The sequence below is a fragment of the Butyrivibrio sp. WCD2001 genome (assembly GCF_000424485.1).
In the GTDB taxonomy this organism is placed as follows: Bacteria; Bacillota; Clostridia; order Lachnospirales; family Lachnospiraceae; genus Butyrivibrio.
Window position 1 is genome coordinate 1 of the sequence record NZ_AUJZ01000025.1, and the last position, 25027, is coordinate 25027.

Annotated in this window: 23 protein-coding genes; 2 read left to right on the forward strand and 21 right to left on the reverse strand. The window is 43.0% G+C overall.

The genetic code is table 11. The features are described 5' to 3' along the window. Nucleotides 1-521: 521 nt before the first annotated feature. The 8 genes from G630_RS0115640 to G630_RS0115675 all read right to left on the reverse strand — a co-directional run bounded on the left by G630_RS0115640 (nt 522) and on the right by G630_RS0115675 (nt 5889). Nucleotides 522-1961, reverse strand: a complete 1440-nt coding sequence (locus G630_RS0115640) for an IS110 family transposase (RefSeq protein WP_081667803.1) — start codon at nt 1959-1961, stop codon at nt 522-524. Nucleotides 1962-2055: 94 nt separating this feature from the next. Then, nucleotides 2056-2514, reverse strand: a complete 459-nt coding sequence (locus G630_RS22240; protein ID WP_049946258.1) for a ketopantoate reductase family protein — start codon at nt 2512-2514, stop codon at nt 2056-2058. Between the two features lies 1 nt (nt 2515). Beyond that, nucleotides 2516-3040 (reverse strand): methyltransferase family protein, encoded by a 525-nt coding sequence (locus tag G630_RS0115650; RefSeq protein ID WP_044959531.1) that lies wholly within the window; start codon nt 3038-3040, stop codon nt 2516-2518. A 132-nt stretch (nt 3041-3172) separates the two neighbouring features. Beyond that, nucleotides 3173-3331: a hypothetical protein gene (locus tag G630_RS0115655; RefSeq protein ID WP_242829946.1), complete on the reverse strand. Its 159-nt coding sequence runs from the start codon at nt 3329-3331 to the stop codon at nt 3173-3175. Between the two features lie 58 nt (nt 3332-3389). Further along, nucleotides 3390-4217, reverse strand: a complete 828-nt coding sequence (locus tag G630_RS0115660) for a class I SAM-dependent methyltransferase (RefSeq protein WP_026499132.1) — start codon at nt 4215-4217, stop codon at nt 3390-3392. Between the two features lie 63 nt (nt 4218-4280). After that, nucleotides 4281-4784 carry a hypothetical protein gene (locus G630_RS0115665; RefSeq protein ID WP_026499133.1) on the reverse strand — a complete coding sequence of 168 codons (504 nt, stop codon included), beginning with the start codon at nt 4782-4784 and terminating at the stop codon, nt 4281-4283. Continuing rightward, nucleotides 4781-5122 carry a class I SAM-dependent methyltransferase gene (locus G630_RS22245; protein ID WP_022762465.1) on the reverse strand — a complete coding sequence of 114 codons (342 nt, stop codon included), beginning with the start codon at nt 5120-5122 and terminating at the stop codon, nt 4781-4783. The genes G630_RS0115665 and G630_RS22245 overlap by 4 nt, the downstream gene beginning before the upstream one ends. Before the next feature lie 2 nt (nt 5123-5124). After that, entirely contained in the window at nt 5125-5889 is a 765-nt protein-coding gene (locus G630_RS0115675; RefSeq protein ID WP_026499134.1) for a class I SAM-dependent methyltransferase, read from the reverse strand. Nucleotides 5890-6505: 616 nt separating this feature from the next. On the opposite strand from G630_RS0115675, the gene G630_RS23845 reads away from it, so the two are divergent. After that, entirely contained in the window at nt 6506-7555 is a 1050-nt protein-coding gene (locus G630_RS23845) for a helix-turn-helix domain-containing protein (RefSeq protein WP_256379755.1), read from the forward strand. Between the two features lie 51 nt (nt 7556-7606). On the opposite strand, the gene G630_RS0115685 is transcribed toward G630_RS23845, so the two are convergent. The 6 genes from G630_RS0115685 to G630_RS22255 all read right to left on the reverse strand — a co-directional run bounded on the left by G630_RS0115685 (nt 7607) and on the right by G630_RS22255 (nt 16287). Then, the gene (locus G630_RS0115685) at nt 7607-8662 is read right to left on the reverse strand and encodes a zinc finger Ran-binding domain-containing protein (protein WP_022762463.1); all 1056 of its coding nucleotides are present in this window, start codon (nt 8660-8662) and stop codon (nt 7607-7609) included. Between the two features lie 617 nt (nt 8663-9279). After that, nucleotides 9280-10179, reverse strand: coding sequence for a carbohydrate ABC transporter permease (locus G630_RS0115690; protein WP_022762462.1), 900 nt, complete (start codon nt 10177-10179; stop codon nt 9280-9282). Between the two features lie 15 nt (nt 10180-10194). Continuing rightward, entirely contained in the window at nt 10195-11133 is a 939-nt protein-coding gene (locus G630_RS0115695) for an ABC transporter permease (RefSeq protein WP_026499136.1), read from the reverse strand. 140 nt (nt 11134-11273) lie between these two features. Beyond that, entirely contained in the window at nt 11274-13028 is a 1755-nt protein-coding gene (locus G630_RS0115700; RefSeq protein ID WP_022762460.1) for an extracellular solute-binding protein, read from the reverse strand. A 90-nt stretch (nt 13029-13118) separates the two neighbouring features. Further along, nucleotides 13119-14699 carry a response regulator transcription factor gene (locus tag G630_RS0115705; RefSeq protein ID WP_026499137.1) on the reverse strand — a complete coding sequence of 527 codons (1581 nt, stop codon included), beginning with the start codon at nt 14697-14699 and terminating at the stop codon, nt 13119-13121. Nucleotides 14700-14724: 25 nt separating this feature from the next. Next, nucleotides 14725-16287, reverse strand: coding sequence for a sensor histidine kinase (locus G630_RS22255; protein WP_044959533.1), 1563 nt, complete (start codon nt 16285-16287; stop codon nt 14725-14727). 178 nt (nt 16288-16465) lie between these two features. On the opposite strand from G630_RS22255, the gene G630_RS0115715 reads away from it, so the two are divergent. Next, nucleotides 16466-18946, forward strand: coding sequence for a methyl-accepting chemotaxis protein (locus G630_RS0115715; RefSeq protein WP_026499138.1), 2481 nt, complete (start codon nt 16466-16468; stop codon nt 18944-18946). A gap of 80 nt (nt 18947-19026) precedes the next feature. On the opposite strand, the gene G630_RS0115720 is transcribed toward G630_RS0115715, so the two are convergent. The 7 genes from G630_RS0115720 to G630_RS0115750 form a co-directional block, all read right to left on the reverse strand. After that, entirely contained in the window at nt 19027-20088 is a 1062-nt protein-coding gene (locus G630_RS0115720) for an NAD(P)H-dependent flavin oxidoreductase (RefSeq protein ID WP_026499139.1), read from the reverse strand. 1 nt (nt 20089) lies between these two features. Further along, nucleotides 20090-20500: a MarR family winged helix-turn-helix transcriptional regulator gene (locus tag G630_RS0115725; protein WP_242829947.1), complete on the reverse strand. Its 411-nt coding sequence runs from the start codon at nt 20498-20500 to the stop codon at nt 20090-20092. Nucleotides 20501-20590: 90 nt separating this feature from the next. After that, complete coding sequence (gene fabZ, locus G630_RS0115730) at nt 20591-21046, reverse strand: 3-hydroxyacyl-ACP dehydratase FabZ (RefSeq protein ID WP_044928720.1); 456 nt, start codon at nt 21044-21046, stop codon at nt 20591-20593. 57 nt (nt 21047-21103) lie between these two features. Beyond that, entirely contained in the window at nt 21104-22378 is a 1275-nt protein-coding gene (gene fabF, locus G630_RS0115735) for a beta-ketoacyl-ACP synthase II (RefSeq protein ID WP_026499141.1), read from the reverse strand. 29 nt (nt 22379-22407) lie between these two features. After that, nucleotides 22408-23145 (reverse strand): 3-oxoacyl-[acyl-carrier-protein] reductase, encoded by a 738-nt coding sequence (fabG, locus tag G630_RS0115740; protein ID WP_022762452.1) that lies wholly within the window; start codon nt 23143-23145, stop codon nt 22408-22410. 29 nt (nt 23146-23174) lie between these two features. After that, nucleotides 23175-24128, reverse strand: a complete 954-nt coding sequence (gene fabD, locus G630_RS0115745; RefSeq protein WP_026499142.1) for an ACP S-malonyltransferase — start codon at nt 24126-24128, stop codon at nt 23175-23177. After that, the gene (locus G630_RS0115750) at nt 24125-25024 is read right to left on the reverse strand and encodes a DUF561 domain-containing protein (protein ID WP_026499143.1); all 900 of its coding nucleotides are present in this window, start codon (nt 25022-25024) and stop codon (nt 24125-24127) included. Before G630_RS0115750 ends, fabD begins: the two co-directional genes overlap by 4 nt. Nucleotides 25025-25027 lie beyond the last annotated feature (3 nt).

The following is a 25027-nucleotide window of genomic DNA, read 5'->3' on the forward strand; positions in this document are numbered from 1 at the left end:
TCCTTCCTATAATTTCAAGCTCAAATTTCAGTATTTATGAGCTTTTTGTTTGTTGATATACCTCTTTAACAGGAGCCAGAGGTGATGAATAGTCATATATCATATACTGAATAGCTGATTGAAGGTAGCACTAATAAAGCATCCCTTTGTTTGCTCTATAAAGGCTATTTTCCCTTTGATCAACCATGATGGTGAACCTTCCGTGTCTAAAGGGATCGTGTCCCAACTTCCTTCGTCCCACCTATTCATACACCAAGTGCCAGCAAAGCTTTCAAACAGGGTCTATGCCCTATGGAGAGAACTCCCGCCAGCTACAGCTCTTGTTTGTCTTTGGTACTTACTAACTGACCTATTATGTCTTGAATGGTACCGGCAAACGGTGGACGCAATCCATCAAAGACATATGTTGGTAGTTTTTGTAGGAGATTCCCCCTACTGTTAATGGGTTACCATCCGGAACCCTGCTCAGCTATCGAACTGTATTCAACAGCTCGGCAGGATTCCGGAAATGTGATTCTTACTTATGCAGCTACTATCTCAGCATTCTCAAATCTCTTGATATCATCAAGCATCTTTTGAGGGTCATAAGTAACGCCTTTCTTGAGGATTGCATATATAATCCTCAGAAGCTTACACGCTATGACTATCAGCGACTGCATCTTCTTTAGCGGATTCTTGGGCCGTGTAGTGTAGTACTCATGTATCAACTGGAATTCTTCAGCATGAGCCACAACTGATTTAGCTCCTTGGAACAGCCAGGTTCGCAGTTCTTTGCGTCCTCTGTGGCTTATCTTTGTTTCGCCATTATGCTTGCCCGAACTGCATGCAACAAGGTTTAATCCACTTAGTTTCTGTATTTCCTTAACATCGTCAAATCTATCAATATCCCCCATTGAAGATATGATCCCTGCAACTATGTTCTGACCCAGACCAGATATTTCAAGAATGTTTTCAGCGTGTGGTATTTCCATACACTTCGTATTTATAGCTGCCTCTATTGTGGTCAGCTTTTCATCTAGAGAGAGCATTTCTTCCACAAACCATCTGACAGCTTCTCTGTCGTATTCTGCGCCTTCATTTCTTCCCACGCTTGTACTGGCATATCTGAATAGTTCAGCTGCCCTGCTATAGCCGCGTCCTCTTAGCTTAGCATTGTGCCAAATCTCTCTTATGCCATCTTCACCCAATGCAACTATGTCCTTTGGAAATGGTGCAATCTTTAATACTTCTAAAGCAAAACTTCCATCCACTCTTCCAAATGCGTCCTTATATTCAGGAAAGTGTATTTTCATTAGCCTGTGCATCCTGTTTGCACAACGGATCCTATTCTCGGTAAGCTGACTCCTTAGAAGCGAGAGACTACGCAGATCTGCGTATATGCCCTCTGGAAGATATGGCATACCATAGTTTCCGTTCATTACCAGATTTGCTATTACTTTGGGATCTTTTCTGTCATCCTTTAACTGGCTGTTGTCTTCAACCTCCTTTGTCTGCTTGACTGCATATGGATTTACCTGTACAACACTGATACCATTGCTTATAAGCCATGTCGCTATACAGAACCAGTAATGACCTGTAGGCTCAAGTCCTAATACTATCTGCTTTTTGCCATTTACTGCAGCAAGCTCAACCATCCATGCCTTTGCAGCTTCAAATCCTTCTTCATTATTCGTGAATGAAAATGGTTTTTTGCTGAGTTCTCTGCCTCGTATATCTATAGCTCTCAGATAATGAGTTTCACTGCCTATATCGCATCCTACTATAAGCATGTCCTCCGATATAAAAGAGAGCTTGGCATTCTTATCAAACTTTCCTGATGCTTCCAGATCATGCCAGGTCTTAGCCTGCATTGTCTTGAGAAGATCATCGATTCTTGACTGTCTTTCTTCGGCTGATAAAGTGTTTATCACCGAGAAAGCTTTGTTTACTTGATTTTTGTTTTCATTTGCTTTAGCATTCATGTAAGATACCTCTTGTAGTTTTGGATTATTACCAACTGCCAGGTCAGTAACAATCCAACTTTACTTGAGGTATTCTTTTTAGGTCAATCCCTGTTTAAATCATACAGGAAGCTTTTAAATTACCTACAGTTATCTTATTCAGTGTTACAGATCTGATATAGCTCTTTTCCCTGTGACCTGCAGACATTGCAAATGCAAAAAGAACTGACTTCTCCGATAGTGCTTTTGTGAGTTCGTCTGTCTTGAGATTGTTCCCAACAAATACTATGTTCTTGGAGCCATTGTTATTTAGATCCTCAACAACACTGTCCACCTGGGTATATCTGACCACTACAAAAATAACGTCGTATATATCATCTGATTTCAGTTCATTGATCACAGGTATCTTCACATTGATCTTCCTGCCAAAATAGTGATGTATACTGAGACCATTTCGTTTTATCTCTTCATACCATTTGCCGCGAGCAAGGAGTGTTACCTCTTTACCCTGCCTGTATAGGCTGTTCGCAAGGTTCCCCCCTAGTACTCCTGCACCATATACAAGTATTCTCATTTCATTCTCCTCTTTTTATATCCACACGCCTCGGAAACCACGGAATGCATCTGTTCACATTTTTCTTATACTCTGCGTATTCTTCTCCGTATAAATCCAGGAGCCACTTTTCTTCTGTGTTGATCAAAGCTATTGTCATGATCAACCAATCGATAATCGGGAAAAGGAGTAGCCATACATTGTGCCACATCAAGGTTATTCCTGATAAAGCAATCCACCAACCGCTGTACATGGGATTTCTTACCCAGGAATATATTCCCTTGGTTTGAAGTCTGTTCTCCGTTATCGAGTCATCCATATCCGAGCGAAGCGCACCTATGTACCAAACAGCTGCTCCTAACACAATGAGCAATGCACCAACAATACGAAATATGAGAATCCATGGTTCATACAAAATTCCTATCTCAAAGACATAGCTAAATAGGATAATCCCCACAACATTTACCATGGCAATTCCATAGATTATATATGGTCCAACTCCAAATAAAGGTAGCTTTTGTCCTTCTTTCATGTAGTTCTTTAACATTTTCGTATTACCTCGTCATGGCATGATGGCCCGTCTGACAGATCCGAGTGCCTAATAAACTCCACATGCCTTGTAAGCCCGGAATAGGCTTTTATCTTTTTATTCATCTTCATGTCCTATAAAACAAAACCACTACAATTCCCGCCACAATAACTCTGTCATAAAAATCCTGCGTTTTTTCTGCATGATTTCCCTTGTTGTCAGTCCTATCTCAAAAGCCCTCTCCTGCACCGGTTTTGGATAGAAATACAAACCATCAATAGCACCGCCTCTTACTGCGTACTTAACCATTACAGTGAACAATAAGCAATATAAAATCAGCTGGATCATAATAATCACCACAGCCACCTCACCCAAACGTAATCTTTATGATCTGCATTTTAACCAGGCTATCACAGAACTTGATCATAAGCTTATGAAAGAAACCGACTTCGTTATAGATATCTCTGTATCCCCTCATGTAACTCCGCGCAGTTACAGATGCGAAATTACTACTCCACGCTTCTATTTCAGATTTATCTTCAATAGAGAAAAACGCATTCACATCCGATATTCCCGCTTCCTTCAGCCATGTCTTAGTCATCATCTTTGCACCGCGCCGGTTACAGGAATCGAATACAATAACCGCACCGGGAAATCTTTTCGCCATCTTTTGGAACAACTCTCTTACAGCTTCAGTCTTAAAATAATAGAAAACACCTGATGCAAAGAAAACAACACCATGCGACGGATTTATTTCATCCATCCAGCAATCATCATTAAGATCGTATCCTAGATTATTCTCCCTCTCTCCTGCAGGAAGGATCTCATTCCTGACCTTTATCACATCAGGCATATCTATGTTGTAACCCTTACAAGTTCCGTTATCACATTTTCTGAACGTATCATCCAATCCGCACCCAAGATTTACGATCGCTGCATCCGGATGTTTCTTTAGATAATCCTTTACCTCCCATGCAAGATCATACTGCCTCTGAGCAACTTCAAGTGCGCCAAACAGTCCTACTGTGCTCTCCATCTTCTTGCCCTTTTCTTCAAAATCATAATCCAGCATAGAGCAAATACGCTCTGCCTCAGGATCCTTAAATAAATCTGGAAAATGTTCCGAGCATACTTTTCTTCCAAACAGCGGTATAATCAGTGTTTCCTGTACAGTGTTTTTCTCAATATGATACATATATCTTAACCTCTGTTTCCGACAATCCTCTCATCTTAATCATTTTTTCAGTCCCCCAGCAAATCACCAGATAAAAAACTTTAATATCCCATAAATAATCCCCGAAAATACAATTGCCATTATCGCTGTATATACGCATCCTATAAGGAATCCCTTAAAATGGAACATATAGTCTTTATATCCCTTACAGCCTTCTGTTCCCTCAATAACCACAATCTTAGGTGTGATTAAACATACAAGAATCCAGTCCATGACAAGAAGATCTATAGCATTCCATGTCATACCTAAGATAAAAATGTAAATAAGTACCATGAGGAAAGGTGTCTGAGCAGAGGCAAATTTTGTCAGTCCAAATGCCAGCAGTGATCCAAATATCACAAGACATATGATTCCACACACAAGTTTTGCCTGCTTTTTCTGTTTATCTGTAGGTTCAGGAAGTGTCGCTGCCTCTTTAATATCTTCAGGATAATCATGAAGTAACTCCCACGGATACCATTTGAGAACAACAAATATATATCCTATCCACAAAACAGACCACATAAGTCCTGCTATAATCGCATTCATATAGCCTCCACTCCTAGTTTAGAAACATCTCCCTGTTGGACCTTACAACGTCCTTTCTTGATCATATCCGTATTGTATGCTGTCGCCTTTTCAACCGAAACATCAGAATAATCAATGGCTGTCAGCTTTGATGCAGGATACTTCTCCATAAGTGCGTGCGCATTTCTTCCTCCGCCGCAACCAACTTCAAGAATTTCTTCCGGTGCAATGGTCTTAAGATGTGCCATGCCCCAGTCTGCCATCTTGGCATGACCGCTGTTCATACCGTTAACCATCATCTGTCCTAGAAAGCCTTCAGGTTTTCTTGTCTGACTAACAAAATTTTTATAAAGTCCCATATTTATTTCCTCCCCATAAGAATTGCTGAGCCTGTAAGTCCCATCCATGTGGACTCCCACTTGTTCATGAACATGCCATTTGTTGTATCAATAAGTCTAACGTCTTCGTATCCCATAGTCTTAAGCTTCTCTACAAAGCTCTCCATATCTCCGTATTTGGATTTAGACATAATATCGTGAATAGCAAAAGTGCCGCCTTTCTTAAGTGTTCTTAATGTTTCAAGAAGGATTGCCTGCCTGTCCTTACTTGGAATGTTGTGATATACATAATTACTTGTCACTGCGTCAAATGACTCGTCATTGAAATCCAGCTTACAGGCATCTCCCTGCTGAAAGGATGTATTATTTACGCCTTCGGCTACGGAATTACTTTCGCAAAGATTTTTGCTGAAGGATGCATACTCTTTTCCCCATCTGTCTATGCCAATGATCTGGGCTCCCGGATTTTTCTTGGCACAGGCAATACTCAGAGCGCCGCTTCCACATCCGACATCAAGGCATTTACCTCCGTCAGGAATCTTAACGTATGACGATACTCCTTCAATGATATGCCTGGACATTTGTCTTGTTCCATTATAGGAAAAAGCCTTGTACATAAGGAACATCCATAATGTCCCCAGCGCAGACAACACCATCAGCACCAGAAATACTATTCCCAGAACTGACTTAATCCCCAAAATCATAGCTATCACAAGCAACACACATGTTACAGCCAATGTCCCTAATACCATTCCTTTTGGTACCCAATTCTTATAATCAGCTTTCATATCATCCTCCTTTATTCATGTTAGCATTTGCTAACTATGAACCATAGCACTACGCTTCCTTGATGTCCACACTCCTACTATTTCCGTTACTCCATACTTTTCCCTTTGAATATCTTAATGATAACACTTCTCGTTAGTTATTGCTAACTTTTCTCAGAAAATATTTAGATCGCTCATCTTATATAGTATTATCTGCTGCAAAACCGATAATGCATAGTATCAGCAGTACGCATTGGGTGACAAATTCTACCGCAATCACAAATATTTATACTTGCGGTAGTGGTGTTTTTAATCCATATACTGCCACAATATATAAAAATCATGTTTGCAGCAGTAATTTGTACATGTAATTATCTGCCTCAAAAGAGAAATATTGATAATGTGGCAGAATTATGATGCCACAATTGACTGCCTCAAACTTCCAGAATTGTAATTGCGGTAGAAGATTTATCCACATATAACTGCCGCAACTTCCCAAAAAAGAAATCGCGGCAGTTACTTGATGCAAAAATAGTCTGTGTCAAAAACGCTTCATACGCTTCATATAATCACTGCATGGAATCGTTACATATAAGTTCAGCTGGTGTATCGCGAAGAGCGTTCTTGCATCTGAAATATAGATCAGCACCTACACGAAACCATACGCTTGGATGATCTTGCAAATTCCATAAAACTTAACAACAACTATCTCTCAACTCTATTCAAAAAAGAAACAGGCTATACTGTGTCAGAGTACATCCTGTTCCGTAAGCTTGAAGTTGCAGAAAACATGCTGCGTTTTTCAGACTACTCCTGCGCTGAAATAGGCAGTTTTCTTGCATTTAATTCCCAGAGCTATTTCACACAGTGCTTCAGGGAAAAGAATGGCTGCACTCCCGCGGTGTTCAGAAAGGAACATTACAACAAGCATATACAGGGAAGGCATACCTTGCATCAAAGTGCTGAACTCACCTTGTATTCTGAAAAATGTATCAGATTTATCGTAAAAAATTATAAATATGCCTCCTTAAGCAAAGGGAGAGTTTATACTATTCTCATGTACAAAAATGCTGAAAATCAAAAAGAAGATTTTGGAATTAAGAAGGTTATGATTAGGAATTTTATGACTTATTTTAGAAAAAGCTTTTTGCGTCTTATACCACTGTTTCTATTGACTGTTTTTCTGTGTGCCTGCAGAGCATCGGCTGATCCAAATGAGGATCTAAAGCAAGAATATAGTAAATGGCAGAAAACTCTTGACGAGAAATGGAGCATATTTAACAAAGTGGAGACTGACAGTGACTGGTTTTCTGTATACGAGTTACCGTCAGATGTCTATGCTTTTTTTGAAATACCCTATGAGCAGGATGTCTGCAGCTTTTTGATTCTCGGAAAAGAAAAAGCACTGCTTTTGGATATCGGACTAGGAATTGAAAAAATACGTCCTCTTGTGGAAGAACTAACAGATCTTCCCATAATAGTAGTGAATTCACACGATCATTTCGATCATATCGGGGGAAACGCAGAGTTTGATGAAGTATGGTGCTATGATATTGATACTGCCGTCCAACACCTGTCGAATGGCCCAACCGAAGAGGTAGATGATGTCCTGATCTACAAAATGGATAGCGACATCAGCGTAATGCTACAGAAAAAGAGCCTTGATCTAAAAATCCCAGCCCCTTAAACAAATCGTAGGGCTGGGATTATTTTTATTTACTTTGGGCTGGGATTATTTTTATTTGCTCCACTCGACAAGCTTGCCGTCTTTTATTGTTACATCGAGCTTATCTCCCGGTTTTAATTCTTTCCAAGTGGACTCATCTATCGTGTATTCTTCAGTCTTTTTCTTACTTTTTCCAAATGACTTATAATTCAGTTCACCGCTCATCGTATACTTTGATGACCTTCCGGCTTCTCTTTCCTTGTCAGTGAGATTGAGAGTTGGCCAGTAGGGATTCTTGTCAGTTCCCGTGGTCGTCTCGGTTCGTTCATCAACCCACCTGTCTATATCATAATAGTATTTCGTATCATAGATGGGTTCCTGCCTGTAAACGGGTTCCTCCTCCGTGTAATACTCAGTCGTATAATCCGGAACGTAATTGTTATGCTCTGTAAAAGTTCCGTCTCCGTTATCCGAATAGCTTGTCTCGTAATGCCCTCCGTCCTGAACCTGCCGTGATTTTGTCACTGTTTCATAGTGGTCAAGCACCGACTCATAGCTTCGGATTTCCCAGTTCGTATAGGCAAGTCTTGCATCGCTTGGAAGATTCCAGTCCGACTCCCGGAAAGTTTTGTTTTCCTCGATATCAATGGAGTTTTCCCAGGTCAGGGTCTTTACATCAAAGGTATAATTTTTCGGTCTCGAAACTATACTGTTTATCAGGATTATAATGAGAATAGCGATTGCGATAATCCCGATTAAGCGGAATCTTGAGAACGATCCTTTGTTTCCCGGCGCAGAAGTCGTGTTGTTCTGAGTACTGCTTGGCTTTACTTCGGGCTTTGGTTTTTTCAGTGAAAAGTAATCATCTTTGCTGTCGCTCTTCGGCGATCCACAGTTTTCACAGGTAGTTCTTTCCGCAGTGTTAAGCGCTCCGCAGTATTCACAGTACCAGTCTGCTCCCGTAACCTTGTGTCCCGGAACATATTCCACCGGCCCGGACTTCATGTAAAACTTGGTCTCTTTTCCCCTCTGTCTTCCACAATTCGGACAGTCATAAGTTTTTCCGGGTATTCCTGTACTTCCACAGGACGGACAGTCCCAGTAGCCCATTACAATCTTATCTTCCATTCGAAATTTTCCTCCAAGGTCGTGCTCTATTATATTATGAAAAAATATAGAATTTCACTCCTCCTTTAACGAGTATAGAATATACAAGCGCCTTTTAGAATAGTTAATATTGTAAAATAGAACTGCTTATTTTGTTATATTTTGTCAGCCTGCTTTATTGTGGTCTGGGATTTACCCTGACAATAAATTCTTCATGATTAACCTGATTTGTTGTCTCGAAAATTCTCTCGAACAACAAATCAGGTAGATTGTAGTTGATTTGTTGTGCCTGCATTTTTTTCATGCAACAAATCATCTTGTTTTATATTGTATTGTTGTTCCAATCATTTTATCATGCAACAATGTAGCTATATTCATAACAATTTGTTGTCTCGCCATTTTTTCCGTACAACAAATCAGACCGAAATTGCCTGTTTTATTGTGACACCCCTTAAACAAGTGAAAACCACAAACATAATAGAGGGCAAATAGGTCAAGGCATAACATTGTCGATTTTGAGAGTCATCTGGTTGATTCGTTTCCCAAACAAAAAACTCCGCACCGGCCATAACCGATGCGGAGTTCGCATATAAGGAAAGTATTATCTATTTACACCATAAGGTGTAATGGTCTTAGTATCACTCCTTTACGCCACCGATTGTAAGACCGGTAACGAAGTACCTCTGAAGGAAAGGATACAGAAGTACGATAGGAAGCATTGTTGCAACTGTAACTGCTGCACGGATTGTGATAGGTGTAATGGTGTTGGCACCATTCTTAGCACTATCTGCACTACCACTCTGCTGCATTACTGATGACAGCAACTTCATCAACTCATACTGAAGTGTGGTGTATTCTGTCTTCATACGGTTGTACAGCATTGCATCGAACCATGAGTTCCACTGCCATACCGCAATGAACAGAGCAACTGTTGCGTAAACGGGCTTACTTAAAGGAGAAATGATATCCTTGAAGATTGTCCAGTATCCTGCACCATCAAGCTGTGCGGATTCTTCCAAACTTTCCGGAATTCCTTCCATGTAAGTTCTCATAACCAGCATATTGAAAGCACTGATCATGCCGGGAACCCAGTATACATGGAATGTTCCTGTAAGTCCAAGATTCTTGTAAAGGAGGAATGTAGGAATCATACCACCGTTTACATACATTGTGATAACCCAGAAAAGTGAAAGCTGGGACTTAAATAAAAATCTCTTTCTACTTACTACAAATGCAAGAAGTGCATTTGCAAAAAGTGAAGTGAGTGTTGCAATTACGGTTCTTAATACTGTTACTCTGGCACCTGTCCAAATGTTCTGCATGGCAAATACTGTATTATAGTTTTTCATTGTAAACTTACGAGGCCACAAGTAGATACCGCCTCTTACAGCATCAATACCATCATTAAATGAAAGTGCAACCGTATTGAGTACAGGGTAAAGTGTTATTACTACAAAAAGGAAAAGGAACACTACGACAAATATCTCAAATATGACGTCACTCACCGGTCTTCTTACTTTATACTCTTTTTCGTTCATCGCTTTGCTCCTCCCTTAGAATAATCTCTGCTCGCTGTATTTCTTAGCAATAGCGTTGGCAATAACGATGATTGCAATACTTACAGCACTCTTAAACAAACCAGCAGCAGTACCAAGAGAGTAATCGTTCTGCGAAATACCCCATTTCAGTACATAGATATCGATAGTCTGTGATACAGACTGTACAAGTCCGTTACCAAGCAGGTACTGTACTTCGAAACCTGCATTAAGTACGTTACCGACATTCATAAGAAGAAGAATCATGAATGTGGGCTTTATACCCGGGAAAGTAATATATCTGATCTTTTGTAATCTGTCTGCTCCATCGATGGATGCTGCTTCATATAAAGCAGGATCTATAGCTGTGATGGCTGCAAGATAGATTATTGCGTTCCATCCCGTCTCCTTCCAACAGTTTGCAAATGCAACTATCGGCCAGAAATAACCGGGGTGCGCAAAAAAGTTGATTGCCTGTTTAATAAATCCAAATCTCATCAGCAGGTCATTAATAATACCGGTTGATGACAAAGATACATGGAGAATACTGGTAACAACAATCCATGATAAGAAGTGCGGAAGGTAGGATATTGTCTGAATAGGTTTCTTTATCCATCCTCTTCTTACTTCATTTAAGACAATTGCAAAAAGCACTGCCATTATCGTTGTTGTTACAAGGTTGATCACACCCATTGCAAAGGTATTTCTTATAACCTTAATAAATACTTCATCTTCAAATAGGAACTTAAACTTCGCAAGTCCTACGAAGGTAGATCCCAAAAATCCTTTTTTAGGCTTGTAATTCTCAAAAGCCATAATCCAGCCTGCTAAAGGCAGGTAGTAGAATATAATACCGTACAGCACAACAAAGAATGACACACCCAGAAGAAATTTCTGACGTTTCAATTCTTTAATTGTGATCTTCTTGTCCTTTTTCATATTTTCATTTCGAGCCATAAGACACTCCTCATTAGGTTTTCTGCAAGAACTATATCTCTTTTTTTCTTAAGAAAAAGGCAGTAAACATTATATGAATCGCGTTTACCGCCTTTTCCTCTTTTTATAATATTCTCTTAGTAAAAATATCTAGCTTTTTATTACTTGAATGTATCAAGAATTTCCTGCATCTCGCCAAGGAAGTCCTCAGGCTTGCATGCATTGTAAGCATCCATGTAATCTGACCATCCCTTTTCGAAATCGTCAGCCATAACTACCTTAGGAAGCCACTCATGCTTAACTTCACCCATCTTAGCCCAAGCTACACCACCGGGTGTCTCAGTTGTGAAGTTGTTAGAGTATGAGTACATCGGGAACCAAGGTCCGTTTGTCTCCTGTACAGAACCGATCAGCTGAGGATATGTTGTTGCACCATAAGCATCGAAGCATGCCTTAAGAGGCTCAGCCATATCATACATGAATTCGGAGGGCTGCTCTTCAGGCTTGTTAGCATTCTTTCCATCATCAGATGTACCATGCCACTGAGGGAAGTATGAATACTGACATCTGTGTGAAGCCTGATATGATGTGTCTGCCCAGTTCTTTCTCTGCTCATCTGTGCGGTAGTATAATCCGTCGTCGTCTACTTCATAGTCAACGCCCTTAACACCCCAGAATCTGAGATCATGGAGTTCCTGGTCCATTGCACAATCTACAAGGAACTTGAAGGCCTTATCAGGATCCTTACAATCTGTTGTAATAGCGATACCTGAAGCCTGGTTAACTGTGTCATCATATGTATGCCATCTGTTCTCCATGCCGGGCTTTGTTGTAAGTCCAAGCGGAACATAGTTGCAGCCCTTAGCATCAAGGCCTGTCTGCTTGTAAGAATCGTTAACGTTGTTAGCGAAATCCCACCACTGGTCAACCATACCAAGAACACGACCAGTTGAAAGCTTAGCAATATACTCATCATATGTCTGAGTGAAGGACTCAGGATCTATCATGCCCTTCTTGTACTCTTCGTTGAGCTTCTTGAAGTATGCGATAGTATCCTCAGATGTGTTGTAATCCTTGATTGTCATGTCTGTCTTGTCAACGATTACAGAACCGTCATTGGGATATCCTGCAAGGAACTGACCTGCGTTCTCAAGGCAGAAGTATCTCCAGTCTTCGCAAAGGATTGTGTAAGCAATGTTCTCTGTACCATCTTCCATTGTAGGATTAGCTGCAATGTAATCCTCAAGGAGCTGGAAGTACTGATCAAGTGTCTCGATCTTCGGGTATCCTGCCCACTCAAGAACTCTTACCTGAATCCAGAATGCTTCGTCATTATGAGTTGTTGTCTTTGTTTCGCCCTTTGTATTTCCGAAAGGATTGATCCAGTAGATGTGTCCATCAGGCTGACGGAACTTCTCCCACTCTTCCTCTGTGAACCACTTCTCCTTGAATTCAGGATACTGGTCGATGTAATCATCAAGGGGAATGAGTGCATCTGCATCGATCAAAAGATTCATTTCATCGGAATCGATGAAATCAGGATACTCACCACCTGCAATAAGTGTACCTGTAGCCTCGGAAGCTGTCTGGCCTGTAAGCCATGTTTCCTTAACCTTTACACCATACTTGTCAGCGATCATCTGAGCAATTTCATTGTCATCATTGATCTCTGAACCGGGCATTGTGATGAACATTGTGAAGTCTGTAACCTCACCGTCAGATGTTGCACTGCCTGCATCTTCGCTGCCTGCGTCTGCACTGCCTGCATCTTCGCTACCAGCTTCTGAACCAGACTCTGTAGCTGTGCCTGCATCAGTTGTTGTACCTGCATCATTGCCGCCGTTAGAGCCGCAACCAGCAAGTGTAGCACCGAGCATGCATGTTGCCATCAAAATGCTAACCACTTTCTTTTTCATACTAGAAATCCTCCTTTTCTTAATGATTAGCATTTTACAAAAATACGGTTTTAAGTTCATGGGATAAATTATTAATAAAACCCCGAAAAATTATTGTTCCTGTTTTCTATATTTTGCCGGGGTACAACCCTTGGCCTCGATAAATTTATTAACAAAGTAGTCTACATCGCGGTATCCGACCTTTTCAGCCACCTGATAAATCTTTAAATCAGTCTTTCGAAGAAGGAGCGATGCCTCATCTATCCTCTTCTGATTGAGGTAATCCTTGAAGGAACATTTATATCTTTTTCTGAAAAGCTGCCCCAGATACGCACTGTTAACATAATATTTTTCACTGAGCTCTTTTAATGTGAGGTTACTTGCATAGTTCTCCCTAACCTCATTTTCAATATCCGCCAAAACACCCTTGGATACGTTTTTGCGCAGCTGCGCAAGATAATCACCGTATTCACAGGACATTCTGTACAGATGGCTTTTACTTCCGCGGCTTATACCTTCCTCGAAACTGCTCTCTGAAATAAGGCGCAGAATCTCCTCCTGGTTAACATCGCTGTCCTGCTCACTGGCTATATGAATGAGCTGGAAAAGAAGATAGTTGATATTGAGATTCATGGTTTTCCCGGTTATTCCGGTCTTTAACATTTCTTCGTGGAACTCGTCTACCCGCTGTCTTATCTGAATTTTCTCATTAAGTTCAATTGCTGCTATGAGATTATCGAGCTGTTTTTTACAAAGAGTTATTCCGTTGTCGCGGATCTGATACTCCTCCTCATAGAAGTAGATGTCTCTGCTCTCGCGAAATCCCTGCAGTGAATGAAGCATGCGCACCGTTGTGTATGATTTTGATATAGCTTCAATTCCGCGCACCATCTTGCCGACAAGCATTGTTATGGGAAAATCGCATACTCTCTCGATTCGTCCGAGCATCTCTCGCAGGTAACTTTCAGGTGAAAGATTCTGATCCTTTGCAAGCGCTTCATGGAACAAGAATCCTATATCATAGATCTTCTCTTCACCAAAAGCATCCTTAATTACAAGTTCTGAATTTGCCTTCATATCCTCCTGAGTCACCAAAAGAAGCTTATCAAGGAAAGCTGCTTTTTCCTCATCGGATACCTCTTCCTGATCGAGACTGGGCGAAAGTTCAATTCCGACATAGCACATATCCTCATTTTCCGGCAGATGCTTTTTCAGATATCCGATATTATCATTGCTGTACCTGCCCATGAGCGCAGCCTTAAGATTCTGGTCAAAAAAGGCCTTCTCTCTCTCCATACTTCGTCTTTGCGCAAAAACCTTGTCAGCCTTGCTCGCAGCGACCTTCCTAAGGACCTTCAATATGGCATCCTTCTCAACCGGTTTTAATATGTACTCCGCGCAGTCGTAGTGAAGCGCCTTCTGCGCATAGGAAAATTCGGCATAGCCGCTAAGTATCACAAAATATATGTCGGGATAGCGCTCCCTGACATTCGCAAGGAGCTCTAAGCCGTCCATTTCAGGCATCTTGATATCGGAAATAATAAGATCAATATTTGTAGTCTTTATGAGATCAAGCGCATCCTGACCATTCGAAGCGGTATAGACTTCATATCCCTCGTCCTCGTAATTCAGAAGGACCTTAAGTCCCTGCAATATAAACGGCTCGTCATCCACCAGTAACAAATTAAGCATAAAACGTAAATCCTCTCGTTAATTGTCAGCTTATAAGCTTATCTATCGGAATCGCAATTGAAACGATTGTGCCAACACTCTCCTCGGACTCAAGCTCGAATTCCACAGTGTTATCGGTCATCATCTTAAGTCTAAGGCACGCATTGACAATGCCGACTCTTCCCGGCTCATTCAAAAGTTCCATATCGGCATCTCTCATCTTATGAAGAAGAGTCTCCGTCTCCTCAGCGGACATTCCGCTTCCGGTATCCTCTATTTCGATAATGAGCTTCTCATCCTTTTTGAATATGCGGACAAAAATCCATCCGTTTTTATTCTTGTTTTCAATACCGTGAATGCAGGCATTTTCAACAAAAGTAACAAGAGTAAGCTTCGGTATCAGATAAGCTCTGCAGTCATCATCCGCCTCAATTGAGTACGAAAGCCTGTCTCCGAATCTGTACTTCTGAAGCCCAAGGTAGTTCTCCGCAAAGGACAATTCCTTTTCTATCGAAATGTTGTCTTCGTTCCACTCGGTGTACTGGCGCTGAAGCTTTGCCAGTTTTTCAACCATCTCCGCTGTTTCGGTCTCCTGCTTAATAATGCTGTGCATGCGAATACTCTCAAGAGCATTGAAAAGAAAGTGCGGATTGATCTGGCTGTGCAGCGCATGTAGCTCCGCATGCTGCCTCGTCACAATCATCTCCTGCTCTCTGAGCCTGTAGGAATATACAAATCGGCTGATCCTCGAAATCACGAAAATCGGAAGCAGTATATTGATGATAACAAGAAATAAAAGCTGCATTCCCCATCTGCTTATCCACATCTGTCCCATTCCGTTTTTATTTGCAACACGGATTGTGAGCTGCTGGTTAAACGCCTGGAACTCCTTGACATAGCCGATATTTTCAAGGGTCTTTATGCTCTCGTACGGTTTTCCCACATTTATCTCGCTCTTATTGGACATGAGGATTTTTTCATCGTCACAGACATAGACGTCCAGATCGTAATTTGTATTCTGTAGAAGCTTGCTCAAATAGCTGTAATCAATATTTACAAGGAGAAGATTCCTGGATCTGTGATCGTACATATCCAGTATCTCATAGAAATAAACTCTTCTCTCATCCTCCCTGACGCTGGTGATCGCTCCGCCATAGTCAAACATGAGTCCGAGCTTTCTGCCGCTCGCCATTATATATTCATACCAGCTTTGCCCCTCGGCTGTCTCCAGTCTCTGGAACTGCGCTCCGTTAATAATACTGTCATTGTCCACATAGAATGTGTAGGATATATTGTTTGCCCCATCCACCATGTCGATAAGAGTATCCTCGAAAAATGAGTAATACGCTTCATAGTATTCAAGTCCCGACTGGTAATGGCGGTCGATGAAATCATAGATGTATTTATTTGTATAAACACTCTGAGTCAACTTATCCGCGCTATCCAGCTCATTCGCCAGCGTGTACTGGATTGCGCTTGCGGCATTTTCCATCTCATGAATTCTTTCTCTCTTTTCAGATCTCACGATGGCTCCGAGAGCCGCCACGTCCATGATCAGCAGCGGTATTATAGCCACGATTATGTATAAAAATAGAACTCTGTTTTTCATTGTATTCCCTGCAGATATTGATTTTTGATTTATTTTTTACAGTACTTCACTTAACAAATTCTTTAGAAAACTTTTAGCTTTCCATACGTTGTTAACTTTTATATTAATAGCATACAATTAATTATCAATTCTTTATTATATGCACTCACTTCTCAATATTATACGGGGGTATATTACTATGAGCAAGGTTCGAAACACAAACAAAAAAACGGGCAGTAAAGGAAATTTCTTTCAATCGGTAAAAGGTAAGATACTTTTCATGGGTGTCCTTGGAATAGCGGCAGCTCTTATAATCGGTGTTGTCGGTGCTACATCAATAAATAAGAACGCTCAGAATAGTGAAATTGTATCTCTTGTGGATGAAGTAAACGTACTTCAGGCGCAGAATCTGGCTAATGATGCGCTTTACCAATATTATGTTGATGAAAATTACCTGGATGCCACTCTCACCAATCTTGATGAAATGGGTCAAAAAAGCGGAAAACTGCAAACTATAGCAGGTCCCGGGTACCAGGAATCCATCTCAGCCATTATCAGCAATGTAGATAAGAGTAAATCTAACTATAACGAATTAAAGAAAATCCATTCCTCCCGCGGCTATGAATCTTCAGCGGGAAAATATCAGGAATATACAAAATCCAGCCAGGACCTTGCGGACAGTTTTACAAGTCTTGTCAACAACAACGACTGGATTGAAATACACTGGATTGATGCCACTTTCGGTGAAGGCGGAAGCTCTGTGTCAGTCGACGGTAAAAACTATACCAAAATGATTTACAAGTATGCTCTGCCTGAGGCAGGAAAGCGTAACAATCTGATTTTCCGTGTCGGTGGAACCTTTACATATAAAGGCGCTTACTATATCAAAAGCATCAAGCTTATGAACGGCTCCGAGGAGCTCCCTCTTGATCTGTCACAGATGGAGATCGCTGAGATGTCGGGGGATGGTCTTGAAAGCGCAGAACTCGCTGATTTCGGCGGTGAAACAGCAATTAAGGTAAACGCTAAATACGATGAAGCAAATGCTACCTGGGAAGAAGTTTCAACAGCTATTTCCGTCGTCGACTATGATATGGAAAACTACCCCGACCTTTATTATGAGCTTTACATCGATCCTTCCATAATTACTCCCGGTGTCGCCTACAAATACGGCGGCGCTATTTCAGGCATCTATGGCTTTGCTTCCGAGCTTGAAAACCTCGACAGCATGGTGGCTACTTACAGTAAGCTTGTAGTTGAGGGAAAAGATGTTTCCGGAAATCTTTCGGATATCGAAGCTCTTATGGCAGAGATAGAGGAAAATATTCCGAAATATACGACAGATCCTTCTCTGGCGGAAATATCTCAAGGATTTCTTAATTCGAAAAAGGCTCTGTTCGAGGAGCTAAAGACAACCGACCAACAGACACTTGCCCTTAAGGCCGACAATCTTGCGATAAACACTGCTCTTTCAGAATTATCGGAAAGTGTTCAGGGGCAAGCAGTAAATGATATGAATTCTGTCAGATCCAGTGTGACGGTCATTATTCTCGTCGTTTTGATAATAAGTGTGGTTGTGCTGCTGATCATACTTGGCCGCATCAGCCTTGGAATAAATAAGAGTGTTAAATCTTTCCAGTCCGCTATTGAAGAGATTGCCTCCGGAAAAATCTCCTCAAGAGCAAATGACTCAGGAAAAGACGAATTTGCCGATTTTGCCTCAAGTCTCAATAACTTCCTGGATACACTTGAGGGTACAATCGATAAAGTCAAGGAAGTAAGTGATATCCTCGCCGATACAGGACTCAACCTGGAGGAAAGTGCTTCAAAGACCAAACAGGTTGCAGGTGAAATCAGTGAGACAATAAGTGAAATCTCAAAGGGCGCAGGAGAACAGGCAAAGGATATCGAGACTTCATCTCAGAAGGTTGTTGATATCAGAAACAATATCCAGCAGATTCTTGACAGTGTATCCAATCTCTCCGATAAATCTGAGAGCATGAGTACCAGCGGAAAAGAAGCCAATAGCAACATGACTAATCTGACACGTTCCAGTGATTCAACCACCGATGCTTTTACAAGGATTGTTTCACAGGTTCACAAGACCGATGAGTCCGTTGGAAAAATTCAGGAAGCTGTATCCCTTATTGCATCTGTTGCTGACCAGATTAACCTTTTGTCTTTAAATGCCAGCATAGAAGCAGCAAGAGCAGGTGATGCGGGACGCGGCTTTGCGGTAGTTGCAAGCGAAATCTCAAATCTGGCTGATCAGACCAATCAGTCTACTAAGATAATAGAAGATATAATTCATAACCTTTCCGAGGAGTCTAATAAGACCGTCGCTACTATCAATGAAGTGACAGAGCTTATTGACGAACAGAAAACCAGTATTGATGAAACCAGCAACATATTCGAAGACGTAAGTATCGGCATCGATTTCACCAAGGAATCTGTTGTGGATGTACTTGATCAGGCCAAATCCTGTGAGACCTCCGGAGAGACAGTCGTTGATCTTATGACGAATCTGTCCGCGATATCTCAGGAAAATGCCGCCTCCGCAGAAACAACCTCAAGCTCCATGGCAGAACTCAACAAAGAAACAGCAAGACTTGCGGATGCTTCCGTAGAACTTAAGCGACTTGCAGATGAACTAAAAGAAGATCTTGAGTTCTTTAAATAATTATTGAACAGACAATTTTCATTATTATCTTCTCCATAAAACGTGCTGACAGCTCACGTAAAAGCAGCCACTGTAGTTTTTTACAGTGGCTGCACGCATGTCAGTTCATCAATCAATTCTTTTACAGTTACTATGTCCTTTACTCTGGGAGCGTTCTCTCCGCAGAAAAAGAGGCCTTCTTCTTTATTTCCGTGGGCAGCAGCGATTAGTGCTCTGCTGATGCAATAGGGGATGTTGTCGCCCTTGGGACAAGCTGTTAAGCAGCTGTTGCACCTCTTTGCAAGGAAGGATTTTCCTTCATCAAGTTTTTGTAAGAGAGGTGTGTAAATAGCTCTGGCCGGCATTCCCACAGGGCTTTTGATGATGCGGATATCTTCCTCTTTGGAGTCAACGATCACCTGCTTGAAGGCTTCGTCCACATCACATTCCTTTGTGGCAATGAAGCGGGTTCCTATCTGAACTCCGTCGGCGCCTGCTTCGGTAGCTTCCTTTACATCTTTACTGTCAAAAATTCCACCGCCGAGAAAGACGTAAATCTTCTTTTTAAACTCCTCCTCAAAGGGTTTTATCGCTTCCTTAACCTCTTTTAATATCTGGAGATTAGGCTGACAGGTGTCATTACTTAAATCGTCAGCGGAAAAGCCGAGATGTCCGCCGGCCTGATGGCCTTCTATAACAAGAAAATCCGGGAGAATTCCGGCCTTTTTTACAAAGCTTTTGCAAAGGAGCATTGCCGCTCTTTTGCTGGATACGATAGGTGCAAAGAGTGTATCGCTTCCCTTAACAAGTTCAGCCAGCTTAAGTGGAAGTCCTGCACCGGATATGATTGCATCCGCGCCGGCTTCTATGGCTGCCTTCACAGTCTCCTCATAGTGGCTCACCGCGACCATGATATTTACGCCTATAAGGCCGTTGCCTTTGGATATCTCCTTAGCTTTTTTGATGTGCTCCTTAAGTGCACGAATATTTGCCTCAAACGGATTTTCCATAAAATCCGGCTCATTAAAGCCGATGTTCACAGAGCTTATCACTCCCATGCAGCCTTCCTTTGCGACACTACCCGCAAGTGATGACAGGGATACTCCAACCCCCATTCCGCCCTGAATGATTCCATGGGCGAGCTCTTTACCACGTATGTTCATTTTAATTTCCCCACTGTTTTTTAAACTCCTCTATGTCAAGCTCCGGCATCAGTTCATTGTTGATGATATCCAGCATCTCGTTGAGCTTCGCAAAGTCCTCCTTGGAAAAGCGCTTTTCGCATCTTTTCATGATGATCTTGAGATAGTCCTCATTGATTTTGCAGAAGTCCAAATACTTCTTAGTGGGACGAAGGTGGAATTCTCTTCCGTCCTCCGGGGACTGAACCTTCTCAACATAGCCTTTATTTACAAGACACTTGACTCTGTGCGCAGCATTCGGAGATGAGATATCAAGCATCTTAGCAAACTGAGCAACCGTAGGCTCCTCCATCGCCATGATGACCTCCATACTGAAGGTCTCAACTGCTGAGAGTGTCGCCTCGCGATTTTCAAAACGTGAATATATCTTCATGTACAAATGAAGACGGAGCTTGTCATAAATATGACTTATTGCATAATCAAACATGGGCAGAAATCCTTTGAATATTTTTTCTCAATTATATCACACAATCGAGAAGGTAATTTCTGCCTTCGTTACTGTAACACCGTCCACGAGTGCCTCGGCCTCCGCTACACCCACAGGGCCTTTGCATCTGACCATTTCACAGCGAAGTTCAAGCACATCTCCCGGGGTAACGGGTCTTTTAAAGCGCGCATTTTTTATGCCGCCGAAAAGTGCAAGCTTTCCTCTGTTCTCCGGAAGTGCAAGAGCTGCTACGGCTCCTGTCTGGGCAAGTGCCTCAATTATGAGGACTCCAGGCATGATGGGCTTTCCCGGAAAATGTCCCTGGAAGAAGGGCTCATCCATGCTTACGCACTTTCTGCCGATGGCCCACACTCCGGGCTCGTGATCTATGATTCTATCCACCAGGGCGAAGGGATAGCGGTGCGGTAATATCTGTGCTATCTCTTCGGCGGTGAGTGAATTTTTGGTTTCGCGTATTTCTAATTTTTCCATGAGTCTCCCCTCATCCGTCAGCTCCGCTGACACCTTCCCCCAAAAAGGGGGAAGGCATTATGATTTATATTTCTTGAAGATCAGGCAGGCGTTGTGGCCGCCGAATCCCAAGCTGTTGCTAAGTACGTAGTTAAGTTCTTTCTCGATTCCTTTGCCGGGAACGTAGTTAAGATCCATCTCGGGATCTGTCTCTTTGAGACTCGCTGTTGGCGGAACAAAGCTGTCTTCAAGGGCTTTTACGCAAAATACCGCTTCAACTCCGCCGGCACCTCCGAGAAGGTGACCTGTCATTGACTTGGTACTAGATACGTAGAGGTCCTTAGCTTTTTCACCAAACACGGTCTTAATCGCAGCTGTCTCATATTTGTCGTTTAGGCTGGTGGAGGTACCGTGTGCATTGATGTAATCGATGTCGCTTTCTGTGATGCCAGCATCCTTTATTGCAAGCTTCATGCAGGCAGCGCCGCCCTCTCCGCCGGGTGCGGGAGATGTGATGTGATAAGCGTCGCAGTTACTACCGTAGCCAACGATTTCCGCATAGATATGAGCTCCGCGGCTCTTCGCATGCTCATATTCCTCGAGCACGAGAATTCCGCTTCCCTCACCCATTACAAATCCGTTTCTGTCCTTGTCGAAAGGAATGCTTGCACGGGCGGGATCTGTAGTCTCTGAAAGAGCCTTCATGTTCTGGAATCCTGCGATTCCAAGAGGCGTTATTGAACTCTCGGTACCTCCACAGATCATGGCATCCTCGTAGCCATCCCTGATTCTGAAGAAAGCATCTCCGATTGCGTTACTGCCACCTGCGCAGGCTGTTACGGGACAGGTACACATACCTTTAAAGCCGTGAGCAATCGCTATGCGGGCAGCTGCCATATTTGTAATGGACATGGGCACAAAGAAAGGACTTACAAATCCGTTGCCCTTATCGAGTGACTTGCTGTGATTCTTTTCAATCTCATCAAGACCGCCGATTCCGCTTGAAATGATTACTCCGCATCTGTCTGCTGCAATCTCCGATACCGGTGTATCGTAGCTGTAGTCGCCTTCCGCGTTTTTACAAAGACCTGAATCCTTTATGGCTTCTTCAGCTGCGCACTGTGCAAGCAGAGTAAATCTTGCGGTGTGTCGCAGTTCTCTCTTATCAACTTTTCCGGTGGGATCAAAATCCTTGACCTCTGCTGCCACCTTTACTTTATAGCCCTCGGTATCAAAGCAGGTGATCTCGCCGATGCCGATCTTGCCGTTTTTAATGCTGTCCCAGCTCTCCGCAACACTGTTTCCCGTGGGATTCACGGTGCCGATGCCGGTTACTACAACTCGTCTTTTCATCTTTACCTCTTTCTAAGGAAGTTCTGCTCCTACGCACCCATTCCTCCGTCTACTCCGAGCACCTGCCCTGTGATGTAACTGCTGTTTTCATCCGCAAGGAAAACAACTGCATTTGCAATGTCCTTAGGCTCGCCCATTCTCTTCGCAGGAATCTGCGCGTTTATATTCTCCTTCTGAGCATCGCTGAGTGCACCTGTCATGTCGGTCGCAATCATTCCGGGCGCCACCGCATTGACTGTGATGTTTCTTGAAGCAAGCTCTTTGGCAACACTCTTGGTCATTCCGATAAGTCCGGCCTTACTTGCGCAGTAGTTGGCCTGTCCGGGATTTCCGTGAACTCCGACTACGCTGGAGATGTTTATTATTCTTCCGTAGCGATTTTTCATCATGGGCTTCGTTACGAATCGGCTCATTAAAAATGCGCCGCGAAGGTTTGTGGAAATAACCTTGTCAAAATCCTCCGTGCTCATTCTTGCAATAAGTCCGTCTCTGGTTATTCCCGCATTGTTGACAAGAACGTCCACCTGTCCGTACTTTTCAAGCGTCTCCTTCACGAGATTCTCAGCCACATTTTCATCGGAGATATCCCCCTTGAAAAGGGTTACATCCAAAGCTCCGCATTCTCTGCAGAAGCTCTCGGCCTTTTTTGCGGCTTCGTCATTACCGGCATAGCTGATAACAACATTGTAATTTTTTTTTGAAAATTCCAGCGCAATCTCACGTCCTATTCCGCGACTCGCGCCGGTAACTATTACTGTTCTTGCCATATCCTGTCCTCTGTCTCTAAGCCTTCGCCTCACGCCATCTCAAGGAAATTCTTTATATCTTCGGAGGTTTCAAGTGTGATGCATTCGATATCATCTACCTGCATTTCCTTGGCTGTGCGCTTAACAAAGCCTGTGAGTGCCTTTCCGGGGCCGATCTCGACGAAGCGTCTTACGCCCTTATCCAAAAGGTACTTGATTGTCTGTGTCATCTTAACGCCGCTCTGAACCTGCTTTACAAGCAAGTCTTCAACTGTTTCCGCCTCTGATTTCTCACGTCCTGTAACGTTGAAAACCACAGGAATCTGCTCTTTTCCGAATTCAATATCACTGAAGTATTTCTTTAGAGCATCGCCGGCGCTGCTCATATATTTTGTGTGAAAAGGTCCGCTGACATTAAGCGGAATGCATCTTTTGGCGCCGCTTTCCTTTGCAAGCTCAGTTGCTCTCTCAACTGCCTTCTTCTCGCCGCCTATAACAATCTGTCCGGGGCAGTTGTCGTTGCAGATGGAAACAAGTCCGTCGGTGCCGTTCGAGCTTTCCGCTGATGCCTTGTCGACACAGGCCTGCAGTTCCTCTTCGGAAAGTCCCATAACCGCTGTCATAGCTGACTCAACACCCTCTGCAGCCTTGGTCATGGCTTCGCCTCTGAAAGCAGCAAGGCTTATGGCTTTTCCTGAATCCCAGACGCCTGCTGCCTGAAGAGCTGAGTACTCACCGAGGGAGAGTCCCGCAAGATAGTCGGGCTTTTTACCATGTTTATTTAAAATTGCGGTAACTCCGGATGCAAAGGCAACCATGCAGGGCTGTGTGTAGCCTGTCTTTGAGAGGTTTCCGTCCGGATCTTCGAAACACATCTTTTTAAGATCAAAAGAGGTCTTTGCATTGTCATAAACTCCTCTGAATTCTTCGAAATCGCGGTAGAGATCCTCGCCCATTCCTTTATGCTGGCTCCCCTGGCCCGCATATAAAAATGCAGTCTTCATTCTTCCATCAGCTCCTCTAAAATTTTCTTAACCGGTTTGATTTCCTTAACCTGTCCGCAGGTCTGGCCTGCCATGAGACTTCCCGTATCGGTATCGCCTTCAAAAACGGCTCTGCGAAGGCTTCCAAGAGTGAATTTTTCCAGGGTGAGCATATCTGCTCCCGCCTTCTCCTGCTTGATGTATTCGCGAGTCATCTTGTTCTTGAGAACTCTGACCGGTGTCCCGCCGATTCTTCCTGTCACAACCGCATCTGTGCCCTTGGCTTTGATAACGGCATTCTTGTAGTTTTCATGTATAGGACATTCATCGCTTGCAAGAAGACATGTCCCCACCTGGATTCCGCTGGCTCCGAGTGCAAAGGCTGCCTTGACCTGTCTCTTGTCGGCGATTCCGCCGGCTGCTATAACAGGGACATTAACCGCGTCAACGGTCTGAGGGACCAGTGTCATTGTGGTCATCTCCCCCACGTGGCCGCCGCTCTCACAGCCCTCTGCGATGATCATGTCCGCACCTGCTTTTTCCAGGTGCTTTGCAAGGATAGGAGCCGCCACAACGGGGATAACCGTTATGCCCGCAGCCTTCCATTTTTCCATGTACTTGCTGGGATTGCCGGCGCCGGTAGTCACTACCTTGACGCCCTCCTCCACCACGATATCAGCAAATTCGTCCGCATCGGGATGCATCAGCATTATGTTCACGCCAAACGGCTTGTCTGTCTTACTCTTGCAAATTCTTATCTCTTCCCTGAGCATCTTGGGGTTCATCCCTCCGACGCCGATAAGTCCGAGGGCTCCGGCATTTGAGCAGGCTGCAGCAAAAGAGCCTGTTGCGATGTTCGCCATGCCGCCCTGGATTATGGGGAATTCCGTGCCCAGGATTTCATTGATTTTTTTCATAAT

Bases quoted from the DNA above. Each gene is read 5' to 3' on its own strand.
- G630_RS0115690 (WP_022762462.1), bottom strand. From the start codon at position 10,179: ATGAACGAAAAAGAGTATAAAGTAAGAAGACCGGTGAGTGACGTCATA.
- G630_RS0115665 (WP_026499133.1), bottom strand. From the start codon at position 4,784: ATGAATGCGATTATAGCAGGACTTATGTGGTCTGTTTTGTGGATAGGA.
- G630_RS0115675 (WP_026499134.1), bottom strand. From the start codon at position 5,889: ATGAAAGCTGATTATAAGAATTGGGTACCAAAAGGAATGGTATTAGGG.
- G630_RS0115700 (WP_022762460.1), bottom strand. From the start codon at position 13,028: ATGAAAAAGAAAGTGGTTAGCATTTTGATGGCAACATGCATGCTCGGT.
- G630_RS0115705 (WP_026499137.1), bottom strand. From the start codon at position 14,699: ATGCTTAATTTGTTACTGGTGGATGACGAGCCGTTTATATTGCAGGGA.
- G630_RS0115650 (WP_044959531.1), bottom strand. From the start codon at position 3,040: ATGTTAAAGAACTACATGAAAGAAGGACAAAAGCTACCTTTATTTGGA.
- G630_RS0115720 (WP_026499139.1), bottom strand. From the start codon at position 20,088: ATGAACATACGTGGTAAAGAGCTCGCCCATGGAATCATTCAGGGCGGA.
- fabG (WP_022762452.1), bottom strand. From the start codon at position 23,145: ATGGCAAGAACAGTAATAGTTACCGGCGCGAGTCGCGGAATAGGACGT.
- G630_RS22255 (WP_044959533.1), bottom strand. From the start codon at position 16,287: ATGAAAAACAGAGTTCTATTTTTATACATAATCGTGGCTATAATACCG.
- G630_RS0115655 (WP_242829946.1), bottom strand. From the start codon at position 3,331: ATGGTTAAGTACGCAGTAAGAGGCGGTGCTATTGATGGTTTGTATTTC.
- G630_RS0115750 (WP_026499143.1), bottom strand. From the start codon at position 25,024: ATGAAAAAAATCAATGAAATCCTGGGCACGGAATTCCCCATAATCCAG.
- G630_RS0115640 (WP_081667803.1), bottom strand. From the start codon at position 1,961: ATGAATGCTAAAGCAAATGAAAACAAAAATCAAGTAAACAAAGCTTTC.
- G630_RS0115715 (WP_026499138.1), top strand. From the start codon at position 16,466: ATGAGCAAGGTTCGAAACACAAACAAAAAAACGGGCAGTAAAGGAAAT.
- G630_RS0115695 (WP_026499136.1), bottom strand. From the start codon at position 11,133: ATGGCTCGAAATGAAAATATGAAAAAGGACAAGAAGATCACAATTAAA.
- fabF (WP_026499141.1), bottom strand. From the start codon at position 22,378: ATGAAAAGACGAGTTGTAGTAACCGGCATCGGCACCGTGAATCCCACG.
- G630_RS0115685 (WP_022762463.1), bottom strand. From the start codon at position 8,662: ATGGAAGATAAGATTGTAATGGGCTACTGGGACTGTCCGTCCTGTGGA.
- G630_RS22245 (WP_022762465.1), bottom strand. From the start codon at position 5,122: ATGGGACTTTATAAAAATTTTGTTAGTCAGACAAGAAAACCTGAAGGC.
- fabZ (WP_044928720.1), bottom strand. From the start codon at position 21,046: ATGGAAAAATTAGAAATACGCGAAACCAAAAATTCACTCACCGCCGAA.
- G630_RS22240 (WP_049946258.1), bottom strand. From the start codon at position 2,514: ATGAGAATACTTGTATATGGTGCAGGAGTACTAGGGGGGAACCTTGCG.
- G630_RS0115660 (WP_026499132.1), bottom strand. From the start codon at position 4,217: ATGTATCATATTGAGAAAAACACTGTACAGGAAACACTGATTATACCG.
- G630_RS0115725 (WP_242829947.1), bottom strand. From the start codon at position 20,500: ATGAAGATATATTCACGTTTTGAAAATCGCGAGGCGACACTCTCAGCA.
- fabD (WP_026499142.1), bottom strand. From the start codon at position 24,128: ATGAAGACTGCATTTTTATATGCGGGCCAGGGGAGCCAGCATAAAGGA.